This window comes from Streptomyces sp. NBC_01446 (genome assembly GCF_026340095.1).
GTDB classification, from domain to species: domain Bacteria; phylum Actinomycetota; class Actinomycetes; order Streptomycetales; family Streptomycetaceae; genus Streptomyces; species Streptomyces aureus.
Window position 1 is genome coordinate 943,552 of sequence record NZ_JAPEPO010000002.1, and the last position, 23,165, is coordinate 966,716.

Genomic DNA, 23,165 nt, shown 5'->3' on the forward strand with positions numbered 1-23,165 from the left:
CGATCATGACCTCGCACAACTACCTCTCCGAACTGTTCTCACTCGACGACCGGACCGCCGTGGTGACCGGCGGCAGCTCCGGCATCGGCAAGGCCATCGCCGGAGCGCTCGCCCGCGCGGGGGCGAGCGTGGTGATCGTGGCACGCAAGGAGGCGGAACTCACCGCCGCTGTCGACGAGTTGACGGCGGACGGCTGCCGGGCAGACTGGGTGAGCGCGGACCTGAGCACCCGCGACGGGGTGCGCGCGGCGGCGGAGCAGGCGGCCGGGGTGTTCGGCGAGCCCGACATCCTGGTCAACAGCGCCGGGATCAACCTGCGGCCGCCGATGAACGAGCTCGGCGACGAGGTGTGGGACACCACCATGGCGGTGAACCTGGAGGCGCCCCACCTCCTGGGCCAGCGGTTCGGACCCGGCATGGCCGAGCGGGGCTTCGGACGGATCATCCACATCACCTCCCAGCAGGCGCACCGGGCGTTCGTCCAGAGCGGCGCGTACGGGGTCTCCAAGGGCGCCCTGGAGGCGCTGGCCCGCTCGCAGGCCGAGGCGTGGTCGCCCCACGGCGTCACCTGCAACACACTCGTGCCGGGCTTCGTCATGACGCCTCTCAATGCACGTCTGTCGTCCGACCCGGAGAAGGTGGCCGCGCTGGCCGCCCGCACGATGGTGGGGCGCAACGGCCTGGCCGAGGACTTCGCCGGAGCGGCGGTGTTCCTGGCCGGCCGCGCGTCCGCCTACGTCACCGGTCAGGCAATCTTCGTCGACGGCGGATTCTCGGTTCACTAGAGGCGCCGCGCGGGCTCAATTGCCGTACAGAACAAGCCGACCGCGCCTACGCATCACGGTCGGCTTCCCGCGCCGCACGTTCCAGGCGGCCGCGATGCTCTTCCCACCACGCCGGGTCGTCGGACGGCATGCTGTCGTTGTCCTTGTTCATCCCCACGGAGCCGTCGACGAGTTCCCGGACGATGTCGGCGTGCCCGGCGTGGCGGTGCGTATCGGCGATGACGCGTACGACGGCATGATTCAACGTCACCTCGTCCCTGCCGCTGGGCCACCACGGCACCTTGCCGACGGTGTCCAGTGGCAGGGCGTCGATCGTCGCGTCGGCATGCGCCCACGCCCGCCGGTACAGCTCCACGATGAACTCACGCGACTCGTCGGCGGTGACCCACATGTCCGCGTTGGGCTCGGCGCCCTCCTCGACCCAGGGCAGCGGCTCACCGGACGGCCGCCCGAAGGTGTCGCCGAGATATCCCAACTCCACACTGGCGACATGCTTCACCAGTCCGAGCAGGTTCGTTCCGGTCGGCGTCAACGGGCGCCGGACGTCGTACTCGGAGAGCCCGTCGAGCTTCCACAAGAGGGCGTCGCGGGCGGACTGCAGATAGAAGTGAAGGTCGGTTTTCGGATCCGAAAGGGTCATGGGGCCAGTCTGCCGCCCGCACGAGCGTTGTTCCGGCGTTCAGCCTCCGTCGGCGAACAATATGAACGCTACTGATCACGTCATGGGATTTCGGCTCCGCCGTACCTAGCATCTCCCCCGCCGCGCAACGGTGCGCGCCGGGGGACGAGGAGCAGGCCCATGGGCACGACCAGACGCATCGCATCGGGTTTCCGCAGGAGGTCCGGCGCCCGTCGGCTTCACCGACGCGCGGCGATGGTTGCCGGCATCGCGGCTCTCGGCGCCTGCGCGCTCCCCGTGCCGGCTTCGGGTTCGACGACTTCCGCTTCATCGGCCGCGGCCCGGAGTGGACCAGTGTCCACCGCCTGTCCCACTGATCTGACGGGGAAGGCGGCCTGTTACACCGGCCAGGACCCGAACGGCGCCTACTACGCGATCGCCGTCCCCAAGACGTGACGGGCGCGCCTTCAGGAATGCACCGGGTATGCCTCCGAGCCCGAGGAGCGGACCGCGGCGCAGCAGCGCAACCTCGACGACATCCTCGCGGTCACGAAGATCCCCGAGCGCACGCTCGAGTCACACCTGCGGTTCGCGACGTTCACCTTCCGCGACATCGTGCACAGCCGGCTCGGCGGCCGCAATCCGTTCAGCAATCAGGGCGTACGATATTCCGGTTCCCACGACGACCGGGCGCTCAACGCCGGCGTCGAGCGGTTCTCGGCCGACCCGAGCGCCGTACGCGACCTCTCCTACGACAGCGACCTCACCGGCAGGGTGACCATCCCCGTTCTCACCATGCACGCGATCGACGACCCGACCGCGTTCGTCGAGCACGAGGCCGCCTACCGGGCCAGTCTCCAAGGCGCCCACAGGGAACGGAACTTGGTGCAGACGTTCACTCGGGAGAGCGAGCACAGCGAGCTGAGCAACTCCGAGTACGCCAACTCCATGTCCGCACTGGACGCCTGGGTGCGGACCGGGAAGAAGCCGACTCCGCATGCGATCGCGGCCTCGTGCTCCGCGTTCGACCACAGGTACGGCACAGGCTGCTTCCACGACCCGGGTTTCTCCCCCCATTCCTACGCGTCACGGGTCAACTCCCGTTCGAGTGGCCTGCGTTGGCCGGCCATGACTGCCACCCAGGAGAAGTCCTGGAGCCGGATCGACGGCGTGGGAATCGCCCCCTGAGACCGTCGGCGTAGACCTTGGCGAACCAAGGCCCGATGCACCGGATCGCATCACACCGTGGTGATCAGGCCTCCGTCGATCACGAAATCGGAGCCGGTCACGTTGGCCGTCCGGTCGGAGGCCAGGAGCAGTACGAGGTCGGCAACCTCCTGGGGCCGGGTGAAGCGGCCGGTCGCGGCGCCCCGCGCGACGTTTTCGGTGACCGCGTCCGCCTCAAGTCCCCCGGCCTGACCGACAGTTGCCGCCACACCGTCCTTGCCCAGCCACATATCCGTGGCGACCGGACCCGGACTGACCGTGTTGACGCGGATGCCGCGCGGTCCCAGCTCCTTGGACAGCGACTTGCTGAAGCTGAGCAGGGCCGCCTTCGCCGCGGAGTAGTCGATCACGAGCGGGTCGGGCAGGCGCGCGTTGACGGACGCCACCGTGATGATCGACCCGGCGGCGTGCTGGAGCATCAGTGGCAGGACCTCGCGGGTGGCGCGCACGGAGGAGAGGAAATTGATGTCCAGGGTGGTCGTCCAGTCCTGGTCGGTGACGGATGAGAACCCCTCGGTGCGTGGCCGGACGGCACCGACGTTGTTGACCAGGATGTCGGGCGGCCCGAAGGCGGATGCCGCCGCCTCGACCAGCGCGGCGGGCCCTTCCGGAGTCCCCAGATCCACCTCGACGGCCTGTACGGACCCTGTGCGGGCGAGGTCGGCCAGTTCACCGCCCATGTGGCGCGCCCCGGCCGTCACGCGGACCCCTTCCGCCACGAGGGCCTTGGTGATGGCCAGGCCGATGCCCTTGCTCGCACCGGTCACCACCGCGGTTCTGCCCTGGAGCTTCAGTTCCATGAGACGCCTTTCTGCGCCGAGCGGCGACCGACCACCGCACGAACGGGACGGCGTTCCACGATACGGATTCCGGCGGCGCACGCGGCGCGACGCGCGGCAACGCCATGTGGTGCCAAATGGGGGTCATGGTGGCCTCACCCTCACCCTCAACGTCACCGTCGCCCTCCCCCTCACCCTCACCGTCACCGTCACCGTCACCGTCACCGTCACCGGCGGAACGTCATCGCTGCCCAGGCGGCGGCACGGCCGGCAGGGCCGGCACGGCCGTAGCAGGATCGGTCACGATCGCGGCCCACTGCTCGGCGAACGCACCCCACAGCGCGCGCAACTCTGTCTCCGCCCGAGCCACCTCGGCCACGACACCGGCGGGTTCGAGCCCGAGGGCGCGCAGTGGGCCGACGTCCGAGGTTCCCCAGGTGCGGATGTCGTCCGCCAGGACCTCGGGGTGGAACTGCACTGCCCAGACCGAAGTGCCGATCCGGTAGGACTGGTGGGCGCAGCGTTCGCTGGTGACAAGTGGAACTGCTCCGTCGGGGAGAGTGCCGGATTCCTCCCAGTGCCATTGCACCGCGCGCAACCGTCCACCCGTATTCGTGAGGGGTCCGAACAGCGGGTCCTCTGCGGCCTCCTGGAATGGCGTCAGTTCGCAGAGGCCGACCTCGGGGAGCGCGGCGCGCCGGACTTCGCCGCCACACGCCACAGTCAGCAGTTCCATGCCCAGGCAGATCGCCAGCGTGGGCAGGTCGCGAGCCACGGCCTGGCGCAGCAGTTCACGTACGTCAGGCAGCCAGGGCGCGCGTTCATCGTCGTGCGGGCCCATCGAACCGCCGAGGACGAGCAGCGCGTCGTGGTCGTCCAGATTTCGGGGCAGTGCGTCTCCTGCCCAAGGGCGGCACATGTCTGTCAACAGCCCTTGCCCGACTATGCGTTCACCGACCTGGGCCGGACCCGTTCCGTCCTCGTGCTCGACGACGAGCACCCGCGCAGCGCCCACCGCCGCCCCTCCTCGATCCGTACATCCTGATGCAGGAAACACAGCACTGCCTTCCCTCAGAGAGTGGTGGACAGGTCGTCCCAGAGGACGTGGCCGACCGCACGGCCATGAGGGTCGAGGAGTCGGCCCATGCGCTTGGCAGTGATGAGCGTGACCGTGCGGTCGAGCACGCGCAGATCCGGTAGCTGCTCACACAAGTGGGCCTCGAAACCCGTGACGTCCTCCGTCGTGCGTAGCCAGGCGATGACCAGGAAGCCGGCTGTCCCGCTGACAGCGCTGCACAGCCGGACCTCGGGCATGAGGCCGAGTGTGCGCTGCCGCGGTCAGTCGGTCGGCGGGGAGGTCGGTGCGGTAGGTGGCGGTGAGCGGCCAGCCGGCGGCGCCCTGGGCGAAGTCGCAGCGGAAGTGGACCGACCGCGTCTCCATCGGTTCTTCGGCGGTACGGAGCCCAGCAGCTGGGAGGGGGCCGATCCGGCGGGCGAGCAGCCGTCCACCGTGCACGGCAACCACTCCGCGTTCTTCGCCCCGGTGGCGGATCCGGCGCTGCGTGACGGGATCACGCATCTGCTCGATGCCGCCTCGGAGTGGCTCGACCAGGTGTGAATCCGGCGCCGGTCCCGGGCCGGGGCAGGCCTACGTGCGAACCGTGTTGTCGTACGGCGCTGCGCTCAGCCCCGGTCCTCCGGACGCCGCGCCACAAAGACGAACTCCCGGCCGGGACGGTCAGCGGCGTCACGAACCTCGTCGACCACGAAGCCTTGCGAGACCAACTGCGCCTCGATCTCCGGCCGTTCACGGAACCGCAAGGTCGTATCGGAGGTCAGCACCTCACCGTCCTCGGCGAATACGTACGTCCACCGAAACGTCACCAACGGCCCGCTCACGTCGGTCACCTCGACCCAGCTCTCGACCACGCCGACTCCCGGGATACGCGTCTTCGAGTACGACTCCTCGCGGTTCCACTCCTCCCAGGCGCGTCCGGCCGGGTCCCGCGTCTCGAACACCAGGCGCCCGCCGGGCCGCAGTGCCTCGTACGCCCCTTGCAGCGTCCGCCGCCAGACCGCCGGGTCGACGACGGCCTGCGCGACGTTCGCCGTCATGGTCGCCAGATCCGTCCTCAGGGGCGGGAGCGCTGTCGCGTCGCCGCAGATCCAGCGCACCCGCTCGCTACCGGGCTTGCCCCGGGCCACATCGACGGACGCCCGCGCGGGGTCGACCCCCACGACCTCGATCCCCCGGTCGGCCAGGAGCAGCGCGAACACTCCCGTCCCGCAGCCGATGTCCAGCACCCGACGCGCTCCGAACTCCTCCGCCATACCCACGTACGCGTCGAGATCGCTGCGGTCAGGATCGAGCGCGTCGTAGACCGCGGCGAGCCGTGGATGCTCAAATTCCTCATCTGCCATGCGACCGAAGGTATCGGGCGCGCGATCCGTGAACCCCTCGTTCAGCCGGTCGAAGTGCACCCGGTGGACGGCGGTGTCTCCGGCGCCGGCCCACGGAAACTCGGCATCAAGAGCCCGCTGTACGTAGGACCCGACGTCATCGGCACGACCCCCGACCCGGCCGCGAAGGTGGCGCTGAAGCCGCTGCCGGGCCCGCTGCGGGTGATCACCGTACGGCCGCCGTACCGCAGCGACCCGCGCGCAGTACGCCGGCACTCGATCCATCCCTACCAAGACGAAGAGGCACGCGCGTAGAGCAGAGCAGCAGCGCTGGTACCCCCGTGCGCAGCAGACCGAGCCGACCCACCCCCTCGTCGCGGTCTGCGAGGTCCTCGACGGCCCGGGCCGCGGCTCAGAAGTACTCATAGGCGCACCGGAACAGGACATGCCGGAGGTGCTGGGCGCCATCGCCGCCCATGCTCGTCGGTGGCGGTGAGCCGGGCGGCGCCTGCCACGAGCGGCTCGGGCAGGTCGCCGTCACGCGTAAGGGAGCTGGACTTCGCGGGCCGCACAACCATGAAGTCACAAATCAATCACCTGTTGTTCATATTTCCTTCACACGCCCCGCCGCCGTAATAGCCTCATCCCACCTGTAACACCTCAGGGGGGACAACATGACCAACGCGTACACAACGCCGCCCGCGCCGCGCCCGGTTGACACCAGACCTCTGCGTAAGCGCAAGCGAGTATGGCTGGGCGGTTCAGGTCTGCTTCTCACCGGTGCGCTCATAGTGGGCGCCGGGAACGGCGATCAGCAGCCCGTCGCCGCCGAGGCCAAGCCCGCGCCGACCGTCGCCGCCGAGGCCAAGCCCGCGCCGACCGTCACCGCCACCGTGACCGCCACGCCGGAGCCCGCGCCGACCGTCACGGAGACCATCAAGGCCAAGGCGAAGCCGCGCCCCACGATCACTGTGACCAAGACCGCCCGGCCTGCCGCCGACACCGGAAGCGACAGGGGCAGCGACACAGGCAGCGACACAGCCAACGGAAGCGGCAGCCAGGACACCACCGGCACCTGCTCGATCGTCTCCAACGCGGGCAACTGCTACTCGGCCGGCCAGTTCTGCCGCAACAGCGATCACGGCGCCGCCACCACCAACCAGGGCGGCACACGCATCAAGTGCGTGTACAGCTCCAACGCCTGGCGCTGGACGTACGCCTGACGGCACATCACTTCGCTCTCCGTCGGACCCCGTACCGCGTTCGCTCGCGTCGGCCTGCCACTTGCGAGGCCTTCTGCTGTCAGCCAAGACCTCACGTCCGCGTGGCATCGGCGGCAGAATCGGCGCATGCAGCAGCCGGTCTTCGTTCTCGTGCACAGTCCCTCCGTGGGCCCCTCGACCTGGCACCCTGTGGCCGACCACCTCAAGGCGAGGGGTCACCAGGTGCGGGTGCCGTCCCTCCTGCACGTCGGCGCCGGTGTCCCGCCCTTCTGGCCCCGCGCCGTCAGCGCCGTCCGTGACGACCTCCGGCACGTTCCGGACGGCAGCCCCGTCACGTTGGTGGCACACAGCAACGCCGGCTTGTTCCTCCCCGTGATCCGCGCGGCGCTCGACCACCCGGTGGCCGGCTCGATCTTCGTCGATGCCGCGCTGCCGGCCCGTATCGGACCAACTCCTGTCGCACCACCGGAGTTGCTGGAGTTCCTCACCCCGATGGCCGTGAACGGCACCCTGCCGCGCTGGACCGACTGGTGGGACGAGGCCGACGTGGCACCCATGTTCTCCGATCCGGCGGTGCGTCAGACCGTCGTCGAGGAACAGCCCACTCTGCCCCTGTCCTACTACGAGCAGCACATCCCGGTCCCGGACGGGTGGGACGACCACCCGTGTTCCTACCTGCTCTTCGCCCCGCAGTACGAGGATGTCGCCGCCGAAGCGCGCGAGCGCGGCCTGCGCGTGGCACACCTGCCGGGCGAACACCTCCACCAGATCGTCGACCCCGAAGCCACGGCACAGCACCTCATCGAGCTCGCCCGCACACGTTGATGCGCCGGCCGCCTCACCCCGACCGCACACCAAACGGTTCCGTTCCCGTGCGAGACTCGGGGTATGGCAGGTTCAGGGGAGTTCGAGCCGGAGTCGGAGCGGGTTACGCGGCAGCTCCGGGACGACATTCTCGACGGTGTGCGCAAACCCGGCAGCAAGCTCGTCGAACGCGAGCTGGCGGCACAGATAGGGGTCAGCCGCGTACCCGTTCGCGATGCCCTGCGCGTGCTCGTCGCCGAGGGCCTGGTCACTCCGCGACCGCGGACGTGGGCGGTCGTAAGGGAGTTCACACCTACGGACATCGCCGATCTGAACGAGGTCCGGGAGGCCCTTGAGGTGATGACCTTCCGTCTCGCCGCTCAGCGGGGTGACCGCGTCGGCCTCGGGCGGCTCCGCTCGAACCTCGACGAGGAACTCGCGGCCGCCAGGGCGGGCGACGCGGTTCGCGCCCGGCGCGCGGCAGCCGACTTCCACGAGACGGTGACGTCGATGGCGGCCAACGAGTTGCTGAGCGAACTCGAAGGTACGTTGCGCAGCCGGATGCGGTGGCTGCTGGGCCGGCACGACGACCTCCTCGCGATGGCGCTGGAGCACGAGGCCCTCTACGCCGCTGTCGCGGACCGCGACGTGGCACTCGTCGAGGAACTCGTCGTCGAGCACCTGGAGAACAGCCGCCGCGCCATCGCCGACAAGCGCCGCTGACCACAGCTCGGGCCTTGTGCCGTGCCCGCAGAAGTCACCTCGCGGCCTGAGTTCACCCGTCATGCCGGCATTCCGGTCGACGATCACGGAGTCCCGCAACGTCGGTGATCACGCCGGCGCGTGACGCGCATCAGCCCTCCCCGGACGCCCCGATCGACGTCGGGACATGGGGAGGGCTGATGCACCGGGTTCGACCGCCGGTCCGAGGGCTCGGATCAGCCCCGTACCAGCGCCAGTCGGTCGGCGACGACCACTCCGTCGTGCAGGACAGTGCGATCCGTGCCGCGGTCCATCACCGCGCTCGACGGTGTCTCGCCGTCGACAAGGAGCAGGTCGGCACGGTCACCGACCGCAAGGCCGGGCCGGTCGCCGACCCCGGCAAGGCGGGCGACGTCGTGGCTCATGATCGACGCCCCGCCCATCGTGGCGACCGCCAGGGACATCTCGATCAGCTCGTCACGGCGGAAGTTGTTGGTGAAGGCCAGCTGCCAGGTGCGGTCGAGCATGTCGCAGTTGCCGTACGGGCTCCAGTAGTCGCGCTGGCCGTCCTCGCCCAGGCCCACGCGGACGCCCGCCTCCGTCAGGTCCACCAGCGACAGCTGCCCGCGGGCCGAAGGCGCCACGGTGGCCATCGCGATGTCGAGCTCGGCGAATTCGTCGATGATGCGGCGGCTCACCGACTCGGAGACCGAGCCCAGTTCGTAGGCGTGGGACATCGTGACCTTGCCCTGCATGCCCAGTGCCCGCGTGCGGTCAAGAATCAGATCGGTGGAGAACACGCCCAGCTCGCCGGGCTCGTGCAGGTGGATGTCCACCTCGACCTGGTACTTCTCGGCGAGCGCGAACACGACGTCCAGGTGCCCCTTGGGATCCCGGTCCAGGGTGCAGGGATCGATGCCGCCCATCACGTCGGCGCCCGCCTTCAGCGAGGCCTCCAGGTATTCGGCAGTGCCCTTCTCGCGGAGGATGCCCGCCTGCGGGAACGTCATGATCTGGACCTCGGCCTGACCGGCGAACTTCTCCTTCGCGGCCACCACCGCCTCGAACTTCTCGAGCTTGCAGTCCACGTCGACCTGGGCGTACGACCGCACGCGGGTGGTGCCGCGCGCGATCATCCGCTCCAGGGTGCCGGCCACCCGCTCCACGAGCGGTACCTCCGCGGAGCGCCAGTTCTCCCGGTCGTTCATCGTCATCGTCCACACTCCCGGCCCGCCGGTGTGCGGCCGGAACGGCAGGCCGATCCGGGTCGAGTCCAGGTGCACGTGCACGTCGCTGAACGACGGCAGGAGCAGCCGGCCGCGGCCCTCCACCACTTCGCCGGACGGCTGCGCGGCCGGGTCGTGCGGGCGGATCGCCGCGATGCGGTCGCCGGCCAGGACGACGTCGCTGCGCTCGCCACCCCACGGACGGACGTGACGGATCAACACTGCTGTCACCTCTCTACTGTGCTTTGTGGTGCTTTGTTGCGCGGTGCTGCTGTTCGTGTGGACAGGGACCGGATTACCGGGATGTCGTCGTGGCCAGCATCTCGGCCGCGACGTCGGCGTGGTGGCAGGCGATGTCGCCGCTCGGCACGCTCTCCGAGCACAACCGGCGCCGCTGCGGGTCCAGTTGCGTATGCACGGGGCACCGGGACTGGAACACGCAGCCGCGCGGCGGGTCGGCCGGGCTGGGCAGATCGCCCTTCAGCCGGATCCGCCCGCTGCGGTCCGCCGCCGGGTCGGGCTGCGGTACGGCGGACAGGAGCGCCCGCGTGTAGGGATGTTCCGGAGCGCCGAAGACCCGGGGGGTGTCGCCGTATTCCATGATCTTGCCGAGGTACATCACCGCGATGCGGTCGGCGAAGTGCTGGACCACGGACAGGTCGTGGGCGATGAAGAGGTAGGCCACTCCGGTGTCCCGCTGGATGTCCTCGAGGAGGTTGATGACCTGCGCCTGGACCGACACGTCCAGCGCGGACACCGGTTCGTCGCAGATGATGAGTTGCGGGTCCAGGGCGAGCGCCCGTGCGATGCCCACGCGCTGTTTCTGGCCTCCGGAGAACTCGTGCGGGAAGCGGTTGTAGTGGTCGGGGCGCAGTCCCACCCGGTCCATCAGGTCCCGCACCTTGGCCTTGACGCCGCCGGCCGGTGTGATCCGCTGGGCGAGGAGCGGTGCGGCGATCGCGCTGCCCACGGACTGGCGTGGGTTCAGCGACGACGACGGGTTCTGGAACACCATCTGCACCCGGCGCCGGTACTCCTGGAGTTCCGAGGAACGCAGCTCGGCGATCTCCCGGCCGTCGAGCCGGACGCTCCCGGACGTCGGCTCGAGGAGGCGCATGAGCAGACGGCCGGTGGTCGACTTGCCACAGCCGGACTCCCCCACCAGGCCGAGGGTCTGTCCGGCGTCGACGGAGAAGCTGACGCCGTCCACGGCCTTGATCCCACCGCCGCCGGGCCTGAAGCCACGGGAGCGGGTCGGGAAGTGCTTGGTCAGGTCGGTGACCTCCAGCAGCGGCGTCATCGGGCCACCTCTCCGGTCGGTTGCAGCGTCTCGAGGTGGCACCGCGACGGGTGCCCGTCAAGGCCGGTCAGTGTCGGGCGGCGCGTACCGCAGGCGTCGTCGGGTACCAGGTGTGTCTTCGGACAGCGGTCGGCGAAGAGGCAGCCGTTGGGCAGCGCCAACAGCGACGGCGGGAAGCCCGGGATGGGGTTGAGCCGTTCGGACCGCTGCGCCAGCGACGGCATCGAGGCCAGCAGCCCCTGGGTGTAGGGGTGTCGGGGGTCCTCGAAGAGCTTCGCGACGGTCGCCTGCTCCACGCACTCCCCGCCGTACATCACCACGACCTGGTGACACACCTCGGCGACCACGCCGAGGTCGTGGGTCACCAGGATCACGGAGGTCCCGGTCTCGTCCTGCAGTTCGTTGAGCAGGTCGAGGATCTGGGCCTGCACGGTGACGTCGAGGGCGGTGGTGGGTTCGTCGGCGATCAGCAGCTCGGGTTCGCAGACGAGCGCCATGGCGATCATCGCGCGCTGGCGCATGCCGCCGGAGAACTCGTGCGGGTAGGCGGCACAGCGGCGCTTGGGGTCGGGGATCCCGACGCGGCCGAGCATGTCGACGGCGACCTGCGCCGCGGCCTTCTTGGAGACGTCGTTGTGCACCCGGTAGGCCTCGGCGATCTGGGCACCGACGGGGTAGAAGGGGTGCATGGCCGACAGCGGGTCCTGGAAGATCATCGCGATCTTCTTGCCGCGGTAGGCGCGCATCCGCGTCTCGGTGAGCGTGTTGAGATCCTGTCCGTCGAGGAGGATCTGTCCGGTGACCTCGGCTGCGGTGTCCTTGAGCAGACCCATCAACGCCTGGCTCGTGACGGTCTTGCCGGAGCCGGATTCGCCGACGATTCCGACGGTTTCCCCGCGCGCCAGCGTCAGGTCCATCCCGTTGACGGCGTGCACCACACCGTCGTCGGTCGGGAAGCTCACCCGTAGATCGCGGATGGCCAGCATGGGCGCGGCGGCTTCGGGCGTGGTCATCAGGCGACCCTCACTCGCGGGTCGATCACCGCGTAGGCGATGTCGACCACGACGTTGGCGACAATGATGAAGAACGCGGCCATCATGGTGATGGCCATGGTGACCGGCAGGTCACCGGACTGTGCGGCGTGCACCGCGGTGAATCCGACACCCGGCACCGAGAAGATCTGCTCCGTGAGTACGGCTCCGCCCAGCAGGCCGCCGATGTCGAGGCCGAGCATGGTGACGACCGGAGTGATGCCGGCCCGCGCGCCGTGCTTGAACACGATGTTCCGCCGGGACAGTCCCTTCGCGCGGGCGGTGCGCATGAAGTCCTCGCCGAAGGTCTCCAGCATGTTGCTGCGGGTGACCCGGATGTACTGCGCGCTGAACAGCACGGCCAGCGCCACCCAGGGCAGCAGGTAGTTCAGGAACCAGCCGCCGGGACCCGCCGCGTCGAACGGAGTGGCTATCTCGTTGGTGGTGAACGGCAGCAGGTCCAGCGTGCTGACGAACAGGAGCAGCAGCAACAGGCCCGTCACCGGAATGGGCAGCGATACGCCGACGGAGGCGCCGCCGACGATCAGCTTGTCGGCGAACCGGCCCTTGCGCAGCGCCGCGAGCAGGCCGAGGCCGACACCGGCGACGGTCCACAGCACGATCGCACCGCTGGCCACCGACAGTGTGTACGGCAGGGCCCGGCCGATGATCGTGGTGACGTCCTCGTTGGTCTGGAACGACTTGCCCAGGCACGGCCAGTTGCACAGGGTCTCGGCGCCGGGCGCGCCGACGGTGTGGCTGCTCACGAGCCCCGACATGTACGTGAAGTACTGGGTGAGGAACGGCTTGTCCATCCCGAGCGCGATCCGGGCCTCGGCGATGCGCTGCGGTGTGCACTCCTGACCGCAGGCCGCCGCGGCCGGGTCCGCGGGGCCGAGCTGGAACAGACTGAACGTCACGAAGCTGATGACAAACAAGAGCACGATCATCGCGACGAAGCGCCGCATCAGGAAACTGGTCATGGGTGCGACCTGCCGGCTCGGGATGAACTCACCGTTCGATTACCTCTCTTGTGCGGCGTGCGTCAGTGCTCGGCGCCGACGATCGACAGGTCTATGGCGCCGAAGAAGTAACCCATCTGGGCGCCTCGGACCTTGGAGCCGACCACGCTGCTGGTGTAGCTGCGCACCAGCGGGACGAGCGGGTAGGCCTGCATGGTCCGGTCGAAGAGGGTGGCCCACTTCTTGCCCAGTTCCTCACTGGTCCCGTTGGTGCCGCGGAGCTCGTACATGGCGCGGGCGATCTTCGGGTCGTGGAAGCGCGGGATGTTGGAGAAGCCGTAGGTCTTGCCGTCCAGGCTCGGCCCCACGTTCGGGTCGACGGTGGTGCGCACCGAACCGCTGTCCGCGCCGCCGCACCAGCCGCTGCGGGCGATGTCCGGCATCTGGTCACCGGCCAGCACGGTGTAGTAGTTGGCGGCCGGGATCGGGCGCAGTTGCAGGTCGATGCCGAGCTTCTTGAAATTCTGCTGGAGCACGGTGCCGACGTTCTTGTAGCGGGCGTTGGTGTCCGCGTAGCCGTAGACCAGCTTCTTGGGGACCTTCTTGCCCTTCAGGAGCTTCTTGGCCTCGTCCAGCTTCGGCTTGCCCGCGGGGTCCAGGTCGGTGTGCTGTGCGACGTAACCGCGCTGGGCGGGGTTGATGTACGACTGGGCCACCTTGCCGAAGCGTGCGCCGCCGTACTGGACCTGGATGGAGCCGCGGTCGATGGAGAGCGCCATCGCCTTGCGGACGTCGGGGTCCTTGATGGTCTCGGTGTTGAAGTCGAGCACGTCCGTGCAGCCCAGCAGACCGGCCGCGGTGCGCTTCTTGACCTTGGGGTCGTTGAGCTCGGCCGCGTCGGACGCCTGCAGTCCGCCGTTGCTGTCCAGCGTGATCGCCGTCGGGTCCGAGTCGGCGAGCAGCTGCTGGCTGATGGTGGCCTGGGCGGTGGACAGCGTGAAGGTGAACGTGTCAGGCAGGGCGGGCCTGTTGGGGTCGGTGGCCGGGTCCCACCGGTCGTTGCGCACCAGCTTCATCGAGCGTCCGCGGTCGTACGACTTGATCTTGTACGGGCCCGAGGAGACCGGATGATTGGTGTAGTCGAGCTTGGTGTCCTTGTCCTTCGGCACCGGCGCCGTGTTCGACCGCGACACCAGCGCGGGGAACTCGGCGAACGGCTGCTTGAGGTGGAAGACGACGGTGTGGTCGTTCGGGGTGTCGATCGCCTTGAAGTCGCCGCCGGCGTACGGGCCCTTGTAGCCGTCGTCGGCCAGGGCCGAGTTCAGCTCCTGCGGTGCCTGGGTGTAGACGTCGCGGGCGTAGGTGCGCTCGACGCCGTACTTGACGGCCTTGCTGGTGATCGGTGTGCCGTCCTCGAACTTCAGCCCCTTCTTGAGGGTGTAGGTCCAGGTGAGGCCGTCGGCGGAGGCCTTGCCCAGGTCGGTGGCCAGGTCCGGCACGATGGTCGGCGGCCGGCCGGCGGTCTCCTTGGCCATGGTCAGGGTGCGGTAGTACAGCTGCCCGACGTTGGCGGTCTGGACGTAGTTGCTGTTGCCGGGGTCCAGGGTCTGGAAGTCCGAGGACATCAGGACGTTGATGTTCCCGCCCTTGGTGGCGTAGCCCTTCCCGACGGTCACCGGCGCGTAGGCGTCCGCCTTGGCTCCGGCTCCGTCACCGGGGGTGGGCTTGGGGCCGCCGCAGGCGGTGAGGGCCAGCCCGGCACTCACCGTCAGGGCGAGCGCCGCCTTGGTGCTTCTGTTCACTGCGTCTCCTTGCGGACGGGAAACGGATGGCGCACGTCTTGGGCCGATCCGAGGTGGAGCGAAGGATGAGAGGTGGGGCAAAGGCTCAGAGGTGGGGCAAAGGCTCAGAGGTGGGTGGATCAGCTTCGGGAGGACTTGGGGTCGAGGGCGTCCCGGACCGCGTCGCCGAGCAGGTTGAAGGCGAGCACGGTGATCACCAGTGCGCCGGCCGGGACGGCCAGGAACCACGGATCGGAGAGGTACCAGTTCCCCGACTGGGCCGCGTTGAGCATCTGGCCCCAGGAGGGCGTGGGGTCCTTGACCCCGACGCCGAGGAACGAGAGGGCCGCCTCCGCGGTGATGTTGGTGGGGATCATCATGGTCGCGTAGACCAGCACGACCCCCATGACGTTCGGGATGATCTGCCGGAAGATGATGCTCCGGTGGGAGGCACCGTAGGCCTGCGCGGCCTCGACGAACTCCTGCTGCCGGATCGAGAGCACCTGGCCACGCACGACTCTCGCCAGGTACGCCCAGCCGAAGAAGCCGAGGATGATCACCAGTGAGGCGATCGGCACGAGGCTGCCCGAGTCGAGGGAGGTGCCCCGCAGCCGGGACTGGAGGATCGGGGTCAGCGACAGGACGAGCAGCAGGTGCGGGAAGGCCAGGAACAGGTCCATCACGCGGCTGATCACCATGTCGACCTTGCCGCCGAAGTATCCGGCGGCCGCGCCGAGCACGGTACCCAGGACCACCGACACCACGGTCGACAGCAGCGCGATGGTGAGGGAGATCCTCGCGCCGTAGGCCATGCGCGCGAAGATGTCGCGCCCGAGCCCTGGTTCGAGACCGAGCCAGTGCTCGCCGGACGGAAAGCGGTAGTACGACAGCGGCAGGCCCGGCGTGTCGAAGTCGTCCAGGAACTCGGGCCCGGTCCGGGCGCTGAACGGGTCGGAGCCCTCGATGGCCACCAACACCGGGGCCAGGACGGCGAACAGCACCATCAGGGCCACGACGATCAGCGCGGCGACGGCGATCCGGCTGCGCCGAATGCGAAGCCATGCCGTGCCGAGCAGCGATCGCGCGGTGGCGATCTCGGCGGTCGGCTCGCGCTCGGTTGGTGCGGCCTCGGGCTCCGGTGAAGGCAGGGTGGCCACCTGCCCTTCGGAGGGCTTCGGCGCGCTGGCGCGGCGCGTTCGACTCGTCGACTCATGCGGATCCGGCACGTCGATCCTTCGGTGCTCGGGGGTGTGGGTGGCCGGAACGGTATACCAAGAATCACGGTTTCCACCAGGGTGATGTGACATCCGGTGCAGCACTGCTGTGCAGCCCACAAATCAGTCTCACTTCCCTTGTCATCGGCGGGTTATGGTCATGCGGAGCGTGGCGCGAGGCCGACGCCGGCAACCCGCGCGACGGTGCGGCGCAGCCACCCGCGCCCCGCGACTTCGGTGACTGGTTCGCCTACTTGGTGTACCAAATCTGAGAGGGATGTCGATGAGAACCTTGGTGACCGCTTCCTGGGTGATCGCCCACGACGGAATCTCGCACGTGGAGATCGCCGACGGAGCCGTGCTGATCGACGGCGACACGATCGTCGACGTGGGTGCGCGCACCGAACTCGCCCGCCACCAGGCCGACGAACACATCGACCTCGGTGACGCGGTGATCACTCCCGGCCTCGTCGACCTCGATGCCCTCACCGACATCGACCACCTGATCCTGGACTCCTGGGCGTCCCCGGACCTGGCCTCGGGCTTCACCTGGTCGGCGGACCACTTCGCCGCGCCCCGGGCGGTGTTCGACGCGGCGCAACGGCGCACGGTGCGCGAGTACGCGCTGACCCAGCTCGCCCTGCACGGCGTCACCAGCTACATGCCGATCGCCTCCGAGGTGCACAGCGACTGGGCCGAGACGTTCGAGGACTTCGTGGCCATGGCCGAGGTGTCCACGAAGCTGGGTCTGCGTGCCTTCCTCGGGCCGTCGTTCCGGTCCGGCGTCAACGTGATCGGCGCGGACGGAAAGCGCACCGTGCAGTTCGACGAGGAGGCGGGCCGGCGCGGCCTTGCCGACGCGCTGCGCTTCCTGGACCACGCCTCGCAACTGGCCGACCCGCTGGTGACCGGGGTCCTGCTCCCCTGCCGGATCGAGACACTCACCCCGGACCTCCTGCGCGACATCGCCCGGGCCGCACACGAACGCGGCGCGCTGGTACGCCTGCACGCCTTGCAGGGCATGTCCGAGCGCGACTTCATCCAGCACACCTACGGGCGTACGCCGCTTCAACTCATCGCCGAATCAGGGCTGTTGTCGGACCGGCTGATCGTGCCGCACGGAGTGGTGCTGGACGTACACCCGGAAGTGCTCGGAGCCGACACCGGAGATGTCGCGGTGCTCGCCGACGCGGGTGTGTCGATCGTGCACTGCCCGCTGACCAACGCCCGGTACGCCCACAACCTGCACACGTTCGGCGCCTACCGGGCGCAGGGAGTGAACCTGTGTCTCGGCACGGACTCCTTCCCGCCGGACCTGATCCGCGGCATCGACGTGGGCACCCAGGTCGCCAAGATCCAGGCCGGTGACCTGGGCCAGGGCCACCTCGCCGGCTACTTCGAAGCGCTCTGGACCGGTGGCGCGAGGGCGCTGCACCGGCCGGACCTGGGCCGCCTGGCCGCGGGGGCCACCGCCGACCTCGCGGCGTTCGCCCTCGACGACTTCCGCATGGGCGTCACCGAGGATCCGCTGCGCACCCTCGTACTCAACGGCACCGCGCGCGACGCGGTCCTGACGATGGTCGCGGGCAAGGTCGTCATGCGCGACGGCTCGATCCCCGGCGTCGACCTCCCCGCCCTGAGGCGCGCCGGGCAGGAGCTGTTCGACGTCATGCGCGCGGCGTATCCGGAGCGGGACCACCGCCGTCGCCCGGTGGACGAACTCTTCCCTCCGGTGTTTCCGCGGGGGTAGGGCACTTGGCCCCACCCCCGTCGATAGTCGCTGGCGCGGCACGCGGCCCCGTGGTGGGGTGTGGGGATGAACGAGGACAAGGAGAGCCGGGCTGCCATGTTGCGGCTGCCCACGCTGGAGCTCCGGCATCACGCCCTCATCGCGGGCGTAGCCGGTGAGAAGCAGGTCGCGGCGTCTGTCGGTCCGGACGCACAGGTCATTGCGTTGTGGTCGAAGCCCCGTGAACTCCCCGGGCTCGCGGCCGCGACGACCAGCGCCGGAGGGGCGGTTACTACACGGACTTCCCGATCGTCCGCGTCCGTGACGGCGCGGTGGCGTCCTGGCGCAACAGCGTCGCTGGAGCGACGGCTCTCGCCGTCAAGGACTCACGCGTCGCGCTGCTCGGCGGCTACGGACCACACCACGACCGGCTGTCCGTGGGCACCCTCGACAGCAAAGACCTCCGCATCACGGACGAGTACCGGATCGTGCTGCCGAACGGTCGGCCCCTACCGAAGCACACACAAGTGATCGGCCGGGGCCCGGACTTGCACGTCCTGTCGGACAACGACTGGTACCGACTCGGCCTGGAGGAGATCCCCCAGGCAACTCCCTGACAGACTGCACGTCATGACCGCCACACGCAGCACGACTGTCGAGATCCCCACCGGGGACGGCACTGCCGACGCCTATCTCGCCCACCCCGACGACGACGCCGCCCACCCGGCCGTCCTGCTCTACATGGATGCCTTCGGGCTGCGCCCCCAGCTCAGGGCGATGGCCGACCGTCTCGCGGCGGCCGGCTACACCGTGCTCGTCCCCAACGTGTTCTACCGTCACGGCCGGGCGCCGGTCGTGACGCTGCCCGACTTCATCACCGACGCCGAGCGGCCGGCGCTGTTCGAGCAGATCGTCCCCCTCATGGGCGACCTGACCGCGGACGCGGTGGCACGCGACTCCGCCGCCTTCCTGTCGTGGCTGGCCGACTCCCCCGCGGCCGCCGCCGGACCCGTCGGCGTCACCGGTTACTGCCTGGGCGCCCGCCTGGCCCTGCTCACCGCGGGCAGCCATCCCGAGAGGGTCGCGGCGGCGGCCGGCTTCCACGGCGCGGGCCTGGCCACCGACGACCCCACGAGCCCCCACCTCCTCGCCGGCCGGATCACCGCGGAGCTCTGCTTCGGCCACGCCGACGAGGACCCGTCCATGCCGCCCGAGCAGATCGAACGCCTCGACAAGGCGCTCAGCGCGGCGGGCGTCCGCCACCACTCCGAGGTCTACACGGGCGCCCACCACGGCTTCACCATGGCGGACACCAACCGGTTCGACGCCGAGGCCGCGGAACGGCACTGGAGCGCGCTGCTCGACCTGTTGGGCCGCAGCCTCTGATTCTGCGTCGAGCGACTGGGACCTTCAGACCGGGACCGTCCTGCGTGTGACCTCGGCGAGTTCGGCGCGCAGCGCCGCGAAGCTGGGGTCTCCGCGCAGTGCGGCCACGTCCGTGGCCGTCTCGCGCGGGAGCGGAACCGTCACCTCGCCGATCACACGGCCCTGGGCCTCCGCCATGACGAGGACGCGGGAGCCGAGCAGGAGGGCTTCCTGGGCGGAGTGCGTGACGAACAGGACGGTTGTTCCCGTGACCGCGGCCAGGGCCTGACCTCCTCCTGGCTGCGCACCCCCGATCCTGACGCGCCGCTGCCCAACGCACCTGCCACGCCTGACGCACCGGCACCCGGCACACCTGCCGTGTCGTCTTCCATGGCGATGACCGCGCGAGGCCTCATCCGGCCGGCCAGATCAACGCACCGGGGCACTACACCTAACGCGCCGCCTGGAACGTGCGCCGGTACGCCAGCGGTGAGACGCCGATCGCGGCGTGCAGATGCTGTCGCAGTGACGCGGCCGTGGCGAAGCCCACTTCACCGGCGATCCGGTCCACCGGCAGATCGCTGGACTCCAGCAGATGACGCGCCCTCGCAACCCGCTGCTGGGTGAGCCACCGGCCGGGGCTCATCCCGGCCTCGTCATGGAACCGGCGGGCGAACGTCCGCAGACTCATCTGCGCATGGTCCGCGAGCTCGGCCAGCGTCAGCGGCAGGTCGAGGTGGTCGAGTGCCCACTCCCTGGTGGCGGCCGTACCGGCGACGGACGCCTCGGGAACGGGCTGCTCGATGTACTGCGCCTGACCGCCTTCGCGCCAGGGCGGCACCACACACTTACGCGCCACATGGTTGGCCACGGCGGCGCCGTGGTCCTGGCGTACGACGTGGAGGCAGACATCCACACCGGCTCCGGCACCGGCCGAGGTGAGGATGTCGCCGTCCTCGACGAAGAGGACATCGGGGTCGAGCTTCACCTTTGGAAACAGGCGTCGGAATCGGTCGGCCAGGTACCAGTGCGTGGTCGCCCGGCGGCCGTCGAGCAGACCGGCCGCGGCGAGGACGAAGGCGCCGGTGCAGATGGACATGATGCGAGTGCCGGGCGGGATGTGCGCGAGCGCGGCGGCCACCGGACCCGGGAGCACGGCCTCGTTGGGCGGGTACTCGTCGACCGGCGGGATCACCACGGTGTCGGCCTCGGCCAGCGCTTCGGGGCCGTGCTCGACGGTGATCAGGAAGTCCGCGTCCGTGCGCACCGGGCCCCCGTCGACACTGCAGGTGCGGATCTCGTACCGGCCGTCCGCGGCACCGAAGATCCGCCGCGGAATGCCCAGCTCGAACGGGTGCACCCCGTCGAGCGCCAGCACCACGACCCTGTGCACACCGCCAGGATCGCCGACTCCACCGACGCCACTGCCATCCCTGCCATCCCTGCCACCACTCATGGCACGATTCTATCGAATGGTGGCAGTCATGCCATTTTCTCGGGCGATCGGCCACGGCACGCTGGAGCCGTGAGCACTTCAGAGAGCACCGCACCCATCGCATCCACCACGCCCGTCACGCCCGCCGTACCCACCATGCGGGCCATCAGCCAGGACACCCTCGGCGGCCCCGAGGTACTGAAGGAGGTCGAGCGCGAACGCCCGGCGCCGGGACTGAGCGAGATCCTTGTCAGGGTCCATGCCGCAGGCGTCAACCCGACCGACTGGAAGCACCGGGCGCACGGCATCTTCCTCGGCGAACCGCCGTTCGTCCTGGGCTGGGACGTGTCCGGCGTCGTCGAGGAGACGGGTCTCGGTGTGACCCTGTTCAAGCCGGGCGACGAGGTGTTCGGCATGCTGCCCTACCCGCACGGCGTGGGCTCGCACGCCGAGTTCGTCACCGCGCCCGCCCGCGCCTTCGCGCACAAGCCGTCCGAGGTCGACCACGTGCAGGCGGGCGCCGTTCCGCTCGCCGCTCTGACCGCCTGGCAGGCCCTGGTCGACACCGCCCAGGTGCAGCCGGGGCAGCGCGTCCTGATCCACGCTGCGGCCGGCGGCGTCGGCCATCTCGCCGTGCAGATCGCCAAGGCACACGGCGCGTACGTGATCGCCACGGCCAGCGCGGCCAAGCACGACTTCGTGCGCGGTCTGGGTGCCGACGAACTGATCGACTACCGGACGACCGACTTCACCGAGGCGGTCCGCGACGTGGACGTCGTCCTGGACACCATCGGCGGCGACTACCGCACCCGGTCCCTGCCCACGCTGCGCGCGGGCGGTCTGCTGGTCTCCATCCTGCCGACCGGCACCACGGAGCTGGCCGAGGAGGCCCAGCGGCTCGGCGTGCGGGGCGTGGAGATGCTCGTGGAGGCCGATCACGCCGGAATGAACGCGATCGCCGACCTGATCGCGACGGGCAGGCTCCGCGCGACGATCGCCGGCACCTTCCCGATCGCCGAGGCCGCCAAGGCACACGAGCTGGGCGAGACCGGCCGGACGACCGGCAAGCTGGTCCTCGTCGTCCGCTGATCACGTCCGCTCGTCCGTCAGCCCATGGTCGGGTCACCCTTGATGAGGGCGAAGGTGGCGCCGAACGGGTCCTTGACCATGGCCATGCGGCCGACACCGGGCACGTCCATGGGCGGGAAGAGCGTCGTGGCACCGCGCTCGGTGGCGGCCGCGTAGGTCGCGTCGCAGTCCTCGACGCCGAAGTACGGGTGCCACTCGGCGCCGGACCCGGCGTCGAGGTTCTCCTGCTGGAGCTGCATGATGCCGCCGTGGCCCGCCTCGCCCACGTCCGCGGAGCCGGCGGGGGCGACGACGGTGTACGGGGGGCCGCCGTCGCCCGTCGGCATGTCCTGGTACTGCCAGGAGAACACCTGGCGGTAGAAGTCCTTGGCCGCGCCGGCGTCGGTCGCGTAGAGCTCGGTCCAGCACAGGGCGTTGGGCTGCATGACCGTTTCGAGACCCTGGACGTCACCGGGCTGCCAGACCGCGAACTGCGCACCGGCCGGATCCGTGAACGCGGCCATTCGTCCCGCCGTGAAGACATCGCCGGGCGGAACGCGGACCGTGCCTCCGGACGCCTCGACCGCCTTGGAGACACCGTCGGCGTCAGGGGTGCTGAAGTAGACCGTCCAAGAGGGGGAAGCGCCCTCCTCGGTCAGTGGACCGGCTGCGGCCACGCTCTTGCCGTCGAGCTGGAAGAAGCCGTAGCCGCCGCCTTCCGGCCCGGCGGACTGGAACGTCCAGCCGAACACTCCGCCGTAGAACGCGGCGGCCGCGTCCATATCCGGCACACCGAGGTCGAGCCAGTTCGGCGCGCCCGGTACGTACGTCGTCGAAAGCATGATCACGCCTTTCGTGTACTGACGAATCCCGACGCAGGCCAGCCTGGCAGCCCACTGACAATCGCCGCTCGACACACGGCCTACGCAGGTCGCAGGTGGTGCCTGCGACCTGCGACTTGTGCCGGTGCCGGTTACCCGAACTGGCCGGGCTGGTAGTCGCCGGCGGGCTGCTGGATGAGGACGTTCACGCGGTTGTAGGCGTTGATCAGGGCGATGAGGGACACCAGCGCGGTGAGCTGGTCCTCGTCGTAGTACTTGGCCGCGTTCGCCCAGGCCTCGTCCGAGACACCGCCACCCGCGTCGGCGATACGGGTGCCCTGCTCGGTCAGCTCCAGGGCGGCGCGCTCGGCATCGTTGAACACCTTCGCCTCGCGCCACGCCGCGACCATGTTGAGGCGCGTCTGGTCCTCCCCGGCCGCCGTGGCGTCCTTGGTGTGCATGTCGGTGCAGAAACTGCAGCCGTTGATCTGGCTGGCGCGGATCTTCACCAGCTCCTGCGTGGCAGCCGGAAGCGTCGAGTCCGTCACCACCTTGCCGCCCGAGTTGATGTGCTTCAGAACCTTGGCCCCGATGTGGTTGGCGAAGAGGTTCAGGCGGGCTTCTTCCATGGCGAGCTCCTAGTTCGTGCCGGTGGTTACATCCCTCTGACGGAGCGGCTCGGCACGATGTGACG

General features: G+C 69.5%; 25 protein-coding genes and 1 pseudogene. 11 read left to right on the forward strand and 15 right to left on the reverse strand.

The genetic code is table 11. The annotated features are described in order from the left end of the window. Positions 1 to 5: 5 nt before the first annotated feature. Positions 6 to 785 carry an SDR family NAD(P)-dependent oxidoreductase gene (locus OG456_RS41980; RefSeq protein ID WP_266570331.1) on the forward strand — a complete coding sequence of 260 codons (780 nt, stop codon included), beginning with the start codon at positions 6 to 8 and terminating at the stop codon, positions 783 to 785. A gap of 46 nt (positions 786 to 831) precedes the next feature. Here the strand turns inward: OG456_RS41980 and OG456_RS41985 are convergent, their stop codons facing one another. Further along, positions 832 to 1,425, reverse strand: coding sequence for a DinB family protein (locus tag OG456_RS41985; RefSeq protein ID WP_266570332.1), 594 nt, complete (start codon positions 1,423 to 1,425; stop codon positions 832 to 834). Between the two features lie 435 nt (positions 1,426 to 1,860). Here OG456_RS41985 and OG456_RS41990 point away from each other — a divergent pair. Next, positions 1,861 to 2,592 (forward strand): annotated as a pseudogene (locus OG456_RS41990) (hypothetical protein); the annotation flags it as partial. Positions 2,593 to 2,642: 50 nt separating this feature from the next. Here the strand turns inward: OG456_RS41990 and OG456_RS41995 are convergent. The 3 genes from OG456_RS41995 to OG456_RS42005 form a co-directional block, all read right to left on the reverse strand. Then, positions 2,643 to 3,431, reverse strand: coding sequence for an SDR family NAD(P)-dependent oxidoreductase (locus OG456_RS41995; RefSeq protein WP_266570333.1), 789 nt, complete (start codon positions 3,429 to 3,431; stop codon positions 2,643 to 2,645). A 220-nt stretch (positions 3,432 to 3,651) separates the two neighbouring features. Continuing rightward, positions 3,652 to 4,425, reverse strand: coding sequence for a type 1 glutamine amidotransferase (locus OG456_RS42000; protein ID WP_266570334.1), 774 nt, complete (start codon positions 4,423 to 4,425; stop codon positions 3,652 to 3,654). A 56-nt stretch (positions 4,426 to 4,481) separates the two neighbouring features. After that, positions 4,482 to 4,724, reverse strand: coding sequence for a hypothetical protein (locus tag OG456_RS42005; RefSeq protein WP_266570335.1), 243 nt, complete (start codon positions 4,722 to 4,724; stop codon positions 4,482 to 4,484). 106 nt (positions 4,725 to 4,830) lie between these two features. Here OG456_RS42005 and OG456_RS42010 point away from each other — a divergent pair, with 106 nt between their 5' ends. Next, positions 4,831 to 5,028 (forward strand): hypothetical protein, encoded by a 198-nt coding sequence (locus OG456_RS42010; RefSeq protein ID WP_266570336.1) that lies wholly within the window; start codon positions 4,831 to 4,833, stop codon positions 5,026 to 5,028. 65 nt (positions 5,029 to 5,093) lie between these two features. Here the strand turns inward: OG456_RS42010 and OG456_RS42015 are convergent, their stop codons facing one another. Then, the gene (locus tag OG456_RS42015; RefSeq protein ID WP_266570337.1) at positions 5,094 to 5,831 is read right to left on the reverse strand and encodes a bifunctional 2-polyprenyl-6-hydroxyphenol methylase/3-demethylubiquinol 3-O-methyltransferase UbiG; all 738 of its coding nucleotides are present in this window, start codon (positions 5,829 to 5,831) and stop codon (positions 5,094 to 5,096) included. On the opposite strand from OG456_RS42015, the gene OG456_RS42020 reads away from it, so the two are divergent. The 4 genes from OG456_RS42020 to OG456_RS42035 all read left to right on the forward strand — a co-directional run bounded on the left by OG456_RS42020 (position 5,808) and on the right by OG456_RS42035 (position 8,560). Then, positions 5,808 to 6,125, forward strand: coding sequence for a hypothetical protein (locus tag OG456_RS42020; RefSeq protein ID WP_266570338.1), 318 nt, complete (start codon positions 5,808 to 5,810; stop codon positions 6,123 to 6,125). The two genes, OG456_RS42015 and OG456_RS42020, sit on opposite strands and share 24 nt — an antisense overlap. Positions 6,126 to 6,484: 359 nt before the next feature. Beyond that, on the forward strand, positions 6,485 to 7,033 hold the full coding sequence (locus OG456_RS42025) for a hypothetical protein (RefSeq protein WP_266570339.1): 549 nt from the start codon (positions 6,485 to 6,487) through the stop codon (positions 7,031 to 7,033). A gap of 126 nt (positions 7,034 to 7,159) precedes the next feature. Next, positions 7,160 to 7,858 carry an alpha/beta hydrolase gene (locus OG456_RS42030; protein ID WP_266570340.1) on the forward strand — a complete coding sequence of 233 codons (699 nt, stop codon included), beginning with the start codon at positions 7,160 to 7,162 and terminating at the stop codon, positions 7,856 to 7,858. A 63-nt stretch (positions 7,859 to 7,921) separates the two neighbouring features. Continuing rightward, entirely contained in the window at positions 7,922 to 8,560 is a 639-nt protein-coding gene (locus tag OG456_RS42035) for a GntR family transcriptional regulator (RefSeq protein WP_266570341.1), read from the forward strand. A gap of 215 nt (positions 8,561 to 8,775) precedes the next feature. Here OG456_RS42035 and OG456_RS42040 read toward each other — a convergent pair whose 3' ends face one another. The 6 genes from OG456_RS42040 to OG456_RS42065 all read right to left on the reverse strand — a co-directional run bounded on the left by OG456_RS42040 (position 8,776) and on the right by OG456_RS42065 (position 15,996). Then, positions 8,776 to 9,987 (reverse strand): amidohydrolase, encoded by a 1,212-nt coding sequence (locus tag OG456_RS42040; protein WP_266570770.1) that lies wholly within the window; start codon positions 9,985 to 9,987, stop codon positions 8,776 to 8,778. 73 nt (positions 9,988 to 10,060) lie between these two features. Then, positions 10,061 to 11,065: an ABC transporter ATP-binding protein gene (locus OG456_RS42045; RefSeq protein ID WP_266570342.1), complete on the reverse strand. Its 1,005-nt coding sequence runs from the start codon at positions 11,063 to 11,065 to the stop codon at positions 10,061 to 10,063. Then, positions 11,062 to 12,078, reverse strand: coding sequence for an ABC transporter ATP-binding protein (locus tag OG456_RS42050; RefSeq protein WP_266570343.1), 1,017 nt, complete (start codon positions 12,076 to 12,078; stop codon positions 11,062 to 11,064). The genes OG456_RS42045 and OG456_RS42050 overlap by 4 nt, the downstream gene beginning before the upstream one ends. Next, a complete protein-coding gene (locus OG456_RS42055) occupies positions 12,078 to 13,079 on the reverse strand; it encodes an ABC transporter permease (RefSeq protein WP_266570344.1) in 1,002 nt (333 codons plus the stop codon). Before OG456_RS42055 ends, OG456_RS42050 begins: the two co-directional genes overlap by 1 nt. A gap of 62 nt (positions 13,080 to 13,141) precedes the next feature. After that, the gene (locus tag OG456_RS42060) at positions 13,142 to 14,860 is read right to left on the reverse strand and encodes an ABC transporter substrate-binding protein (protein ID WP_266570345.1); all 1,719 of its coding nucleotides are present in this window, start codon (positions 14,858 to 14,860) and stop codon (positions 13,142 to 13,144) included. 119 nt (positions 14,861 to 14,979) lie between these two features. Further along, a complete protein-coding gene (locus OG456_RS42065) occupies positions 14,980 to 15,996 on the reverse strand; it encodes an ABC transporter permease (RefSeq protein ID WP_266570346.1) in 1,017 nt (338 codons plus the stop codon). A 352-nt stretch (positions 15,997 to 16,348) separates the two neighbouring features. Between OG456_RS42065 and OG456_RS42070 the strand changes: the two genes are divergently transcribed. The 3 genes from OG456_RS42070 (at position 16,349) to OG456_RS42080 (ending at position 19,168) form a co-directional block, all read left to right on the forward strand. Next, on the forward strand, positions 16,349 to 17,803 hold the full coding sequence (locus OG456_RS42070) for a chlorohydrolase family protein (RefSeq protein ID WP_266570347.1): 1,455 nt from the start codon (positions 16,349 to 16,351) through the stop codon (positions 17,801 to 17,803). Positions 17,804 to 18,114: 311 nt separating this feature from the next. After that, complete coding sequence (locus OG456_RS42075; RefSeq protein WP_266570348.1) at positions 18,115 to 18,399, forward strand: hypothetical protein; 285 nt, start codon at positions 18,115 to 18,117, stop codon at positions 18,397 to 18,399. 13 nt (positions 18,400 to 18,412) lie between these two features. Next, the gene (locus OG456_RS42080) at positions 18,413 to 19,168 is read left to right on the forward strand and encodes a dienelactone hydrolase family protein (RefSeq protein WP_266570349.1); all 756 of its coding nucleotides are present in this window, start codon (positions 18,413 to 18,415) and stop codon (positions 19,166 to 19,168) included. Between the two features lie 24 nt (positions 19,169 to 19,192). Here the strand turns inward: OG456_RS42080 and OG456_RS42085 are convergent, their stop codons facing one another. Continuing rightward, positions 19,193 to 19,345 (reverse strand): hypothetical protein, encoded by a 153-nt coding sequence (locus tag OG456_RS42085; RefSeq protein ID WP_266570350.1) that lies wholly within the window; start codon positions 19,343 to 19,345, stop codon positions 19,193 to 19,195. Between the two features lie 253 nt (positions 19,346 to 19,598). Continuing rightward, the gene (locus OG456_RS42090) at positions 19,599 to 20,540 is read right to left on the reverse strand and encodes a GlxA family transcriptional regulator (RefSeq protein ID WP_266570351.1); all 942 of its coding nucleotides are present in this window, start codon (positions 20,538 to 20,540) and stop codon (positions 19,599 to 19,601) included. A 198-nt stretch (positions 20,541 to 20,738) separates the two neighbouring features. On the opposite strand from OG456_RS42090, the gene OG456_RS42095 reads away from it, so the two are divergent. Next, entirely contained in the window at positions 20,739 to 21,671 is a 933-nt protein-coding gene (locus OG456_RS42095) for an NADP-dependent oxidoreductase (protein WP_266570771.1), read from the forward strand. A gap of 17 nt (positions 21,672 to 21,688) precedes the next feature. Here OG456_RS42095 and OG456_RS42100 read toward each other — a convergent pair whose 3' ends face one another. Both OG456_RS42100 and OG456_RS42105 read right to left on the reverse strand, forming a co-directional pair. Further along, a complete protein-coding gene (locus OG456_RS42100) occupies positions 21,689 to 22,492 on the reverse strand; it encodes a VOC family protein (RefSeq protein WP_266570352.1) in 804 nt (267 codons plus the stop codon). 131 nt (positions 22,493 to 22,623) lie between these two features. Beyond that, on the reverse strand, positions 22,624 to 23,100 hold the full coding sequence (locus tag OG456_RS42105; RefSeq protein WP_266570353.1) for a carboxymuconolactone decarboxylase family protein: 477 nt from the start codon (positions 23,098 to 23,100) through the stop codon (positions 22,624 to 22,626). Positions 23,101 to 23,165: the final 65 nt, after the last annotated feature.

Excerpts from the sequence above, each read along its gene's own strand:
- OG456_RS41985 (WP_266570332.1), bottom strand. The coding sequence starts at position 1,425 with ATGACCCTTTCGGATCCGAAAACCGACCTTCACTTCTATCTGCAGTCC.
- OG456_RS42055 (WP_266570344.1), bottom strand. The coding sequence starts at position 13,079 with ATGACCAGTTTCCTGATGCGGCGCTTCGTCGCGATGATCGTGCTCTTG.
- OG456_RS42080 (WP_266570349.1), top strand. The coding sequence starts at position 18,413 with ATGACCGCCACACGCAGCACGACTGTCGAGATCCCCACCGGGGACGGC.
- OG456_RS42105 (WP_266570353.1), bottom strand. The coding sequence starts at position 23,100 with ATGGAAGAAGCCCGCCTGAACCTCTTCGCCAACCACATCGGGGCCAAG.
- OG456_RS42035 (WP_266570341.1), top strand. The coding sequence starts at position 7,922 with ATGGCAGGTTCAGGGGAGTTCGAGCCGGAGTCGGAGCGGGTTACGCGG.
- OG456_RS42015 (WP_266570337.1), bottom strand. The coding sequence starts at position 5,831 with ATGGCAGATGAGGAATTTGAGCATCCACGGCTCGCCGCGGTCTACGAC.
- OG456_RS42005 (WP_266570335.1), bottom strand. The coding sequence starts at position 4,724 with ATGCCCGAGGTCCGGCTGTGCAGCGCTGTCAGCGGGACAGCCGGCTTC.
- OG456_RS41980 (WP_266570331.1), top strand. The coding sequence starts at position 6 with ATGACCTCGCACAACTACCTCTCCGAACTGTTCTCACTCGACGACCGG.
- OG456_RS42045 (WP_266570342.1), bottom strand. The coding sequence starts at position 11,065 with ATGACGCCGCTGCTGGAGGTCACCGACCTGACCAAGCACTTCCCGACC.
- OG456_RS42085 (WP_266570350.1), bottom strand. The coding sequence starts at position 19,345 with ATGGCGGAGGCCCAGGGCCGTGTGATCGGCGAGGTGACGGTTCCGCTC.
- OG456_RS42050 (WP_266570343.1), bottom strand. The coding sequence starts at position 12,078 with ATGACCACGCCCGAAGCCGCCGCGCCCATGCTGGCCATCCGCGATCTA.
- OG456_RS41995 (WP_266570333.1), bottom strand. The coding sequence starts at position 3,431 with ATGGAACTGAAGCTCCAGGGCAGAACCGCGGTGGTGACCGGTGCGAGC.
- OG456_RS42095 (WP_266570771.1), top strand. The coding sequence starts at position 20,739 with ATGCGGGCCATCAGCCAGGACACCCTCGGCGGCCCCGAGGTACTGAAG.
- OG456_RS42030 (WP_266570340.1), top strand. The coding sequence starts at position 7,160 with ATGCAGCAGCCGGTCTTCGTTCTCGTGCACAGTCCCTCCGTGGGCCCC.
- OG456_RS42025 (WP_266570339.1), top strand. The coding sequence starts at position 6,485 with ATGACCAACGCGTACACAACGCCGCCCGCGCCGCGCCCGGTTGACACC.
- OG456_RS42020 (WP_266570338.1), top strand. The coding sequence starts at position 5,808 with ATGCTCAAATTCCTCATCTGCCATGCGACCGAAGGTATCGGGCGCGCG.
- OG456_RS42100 (WP_266570352.1), bottom strand. The coding sequence starts at position 22,492 with ATGCTTTCGACGACGTACGTACCGGGCGCGCCGAACTGGCTCGACCTC.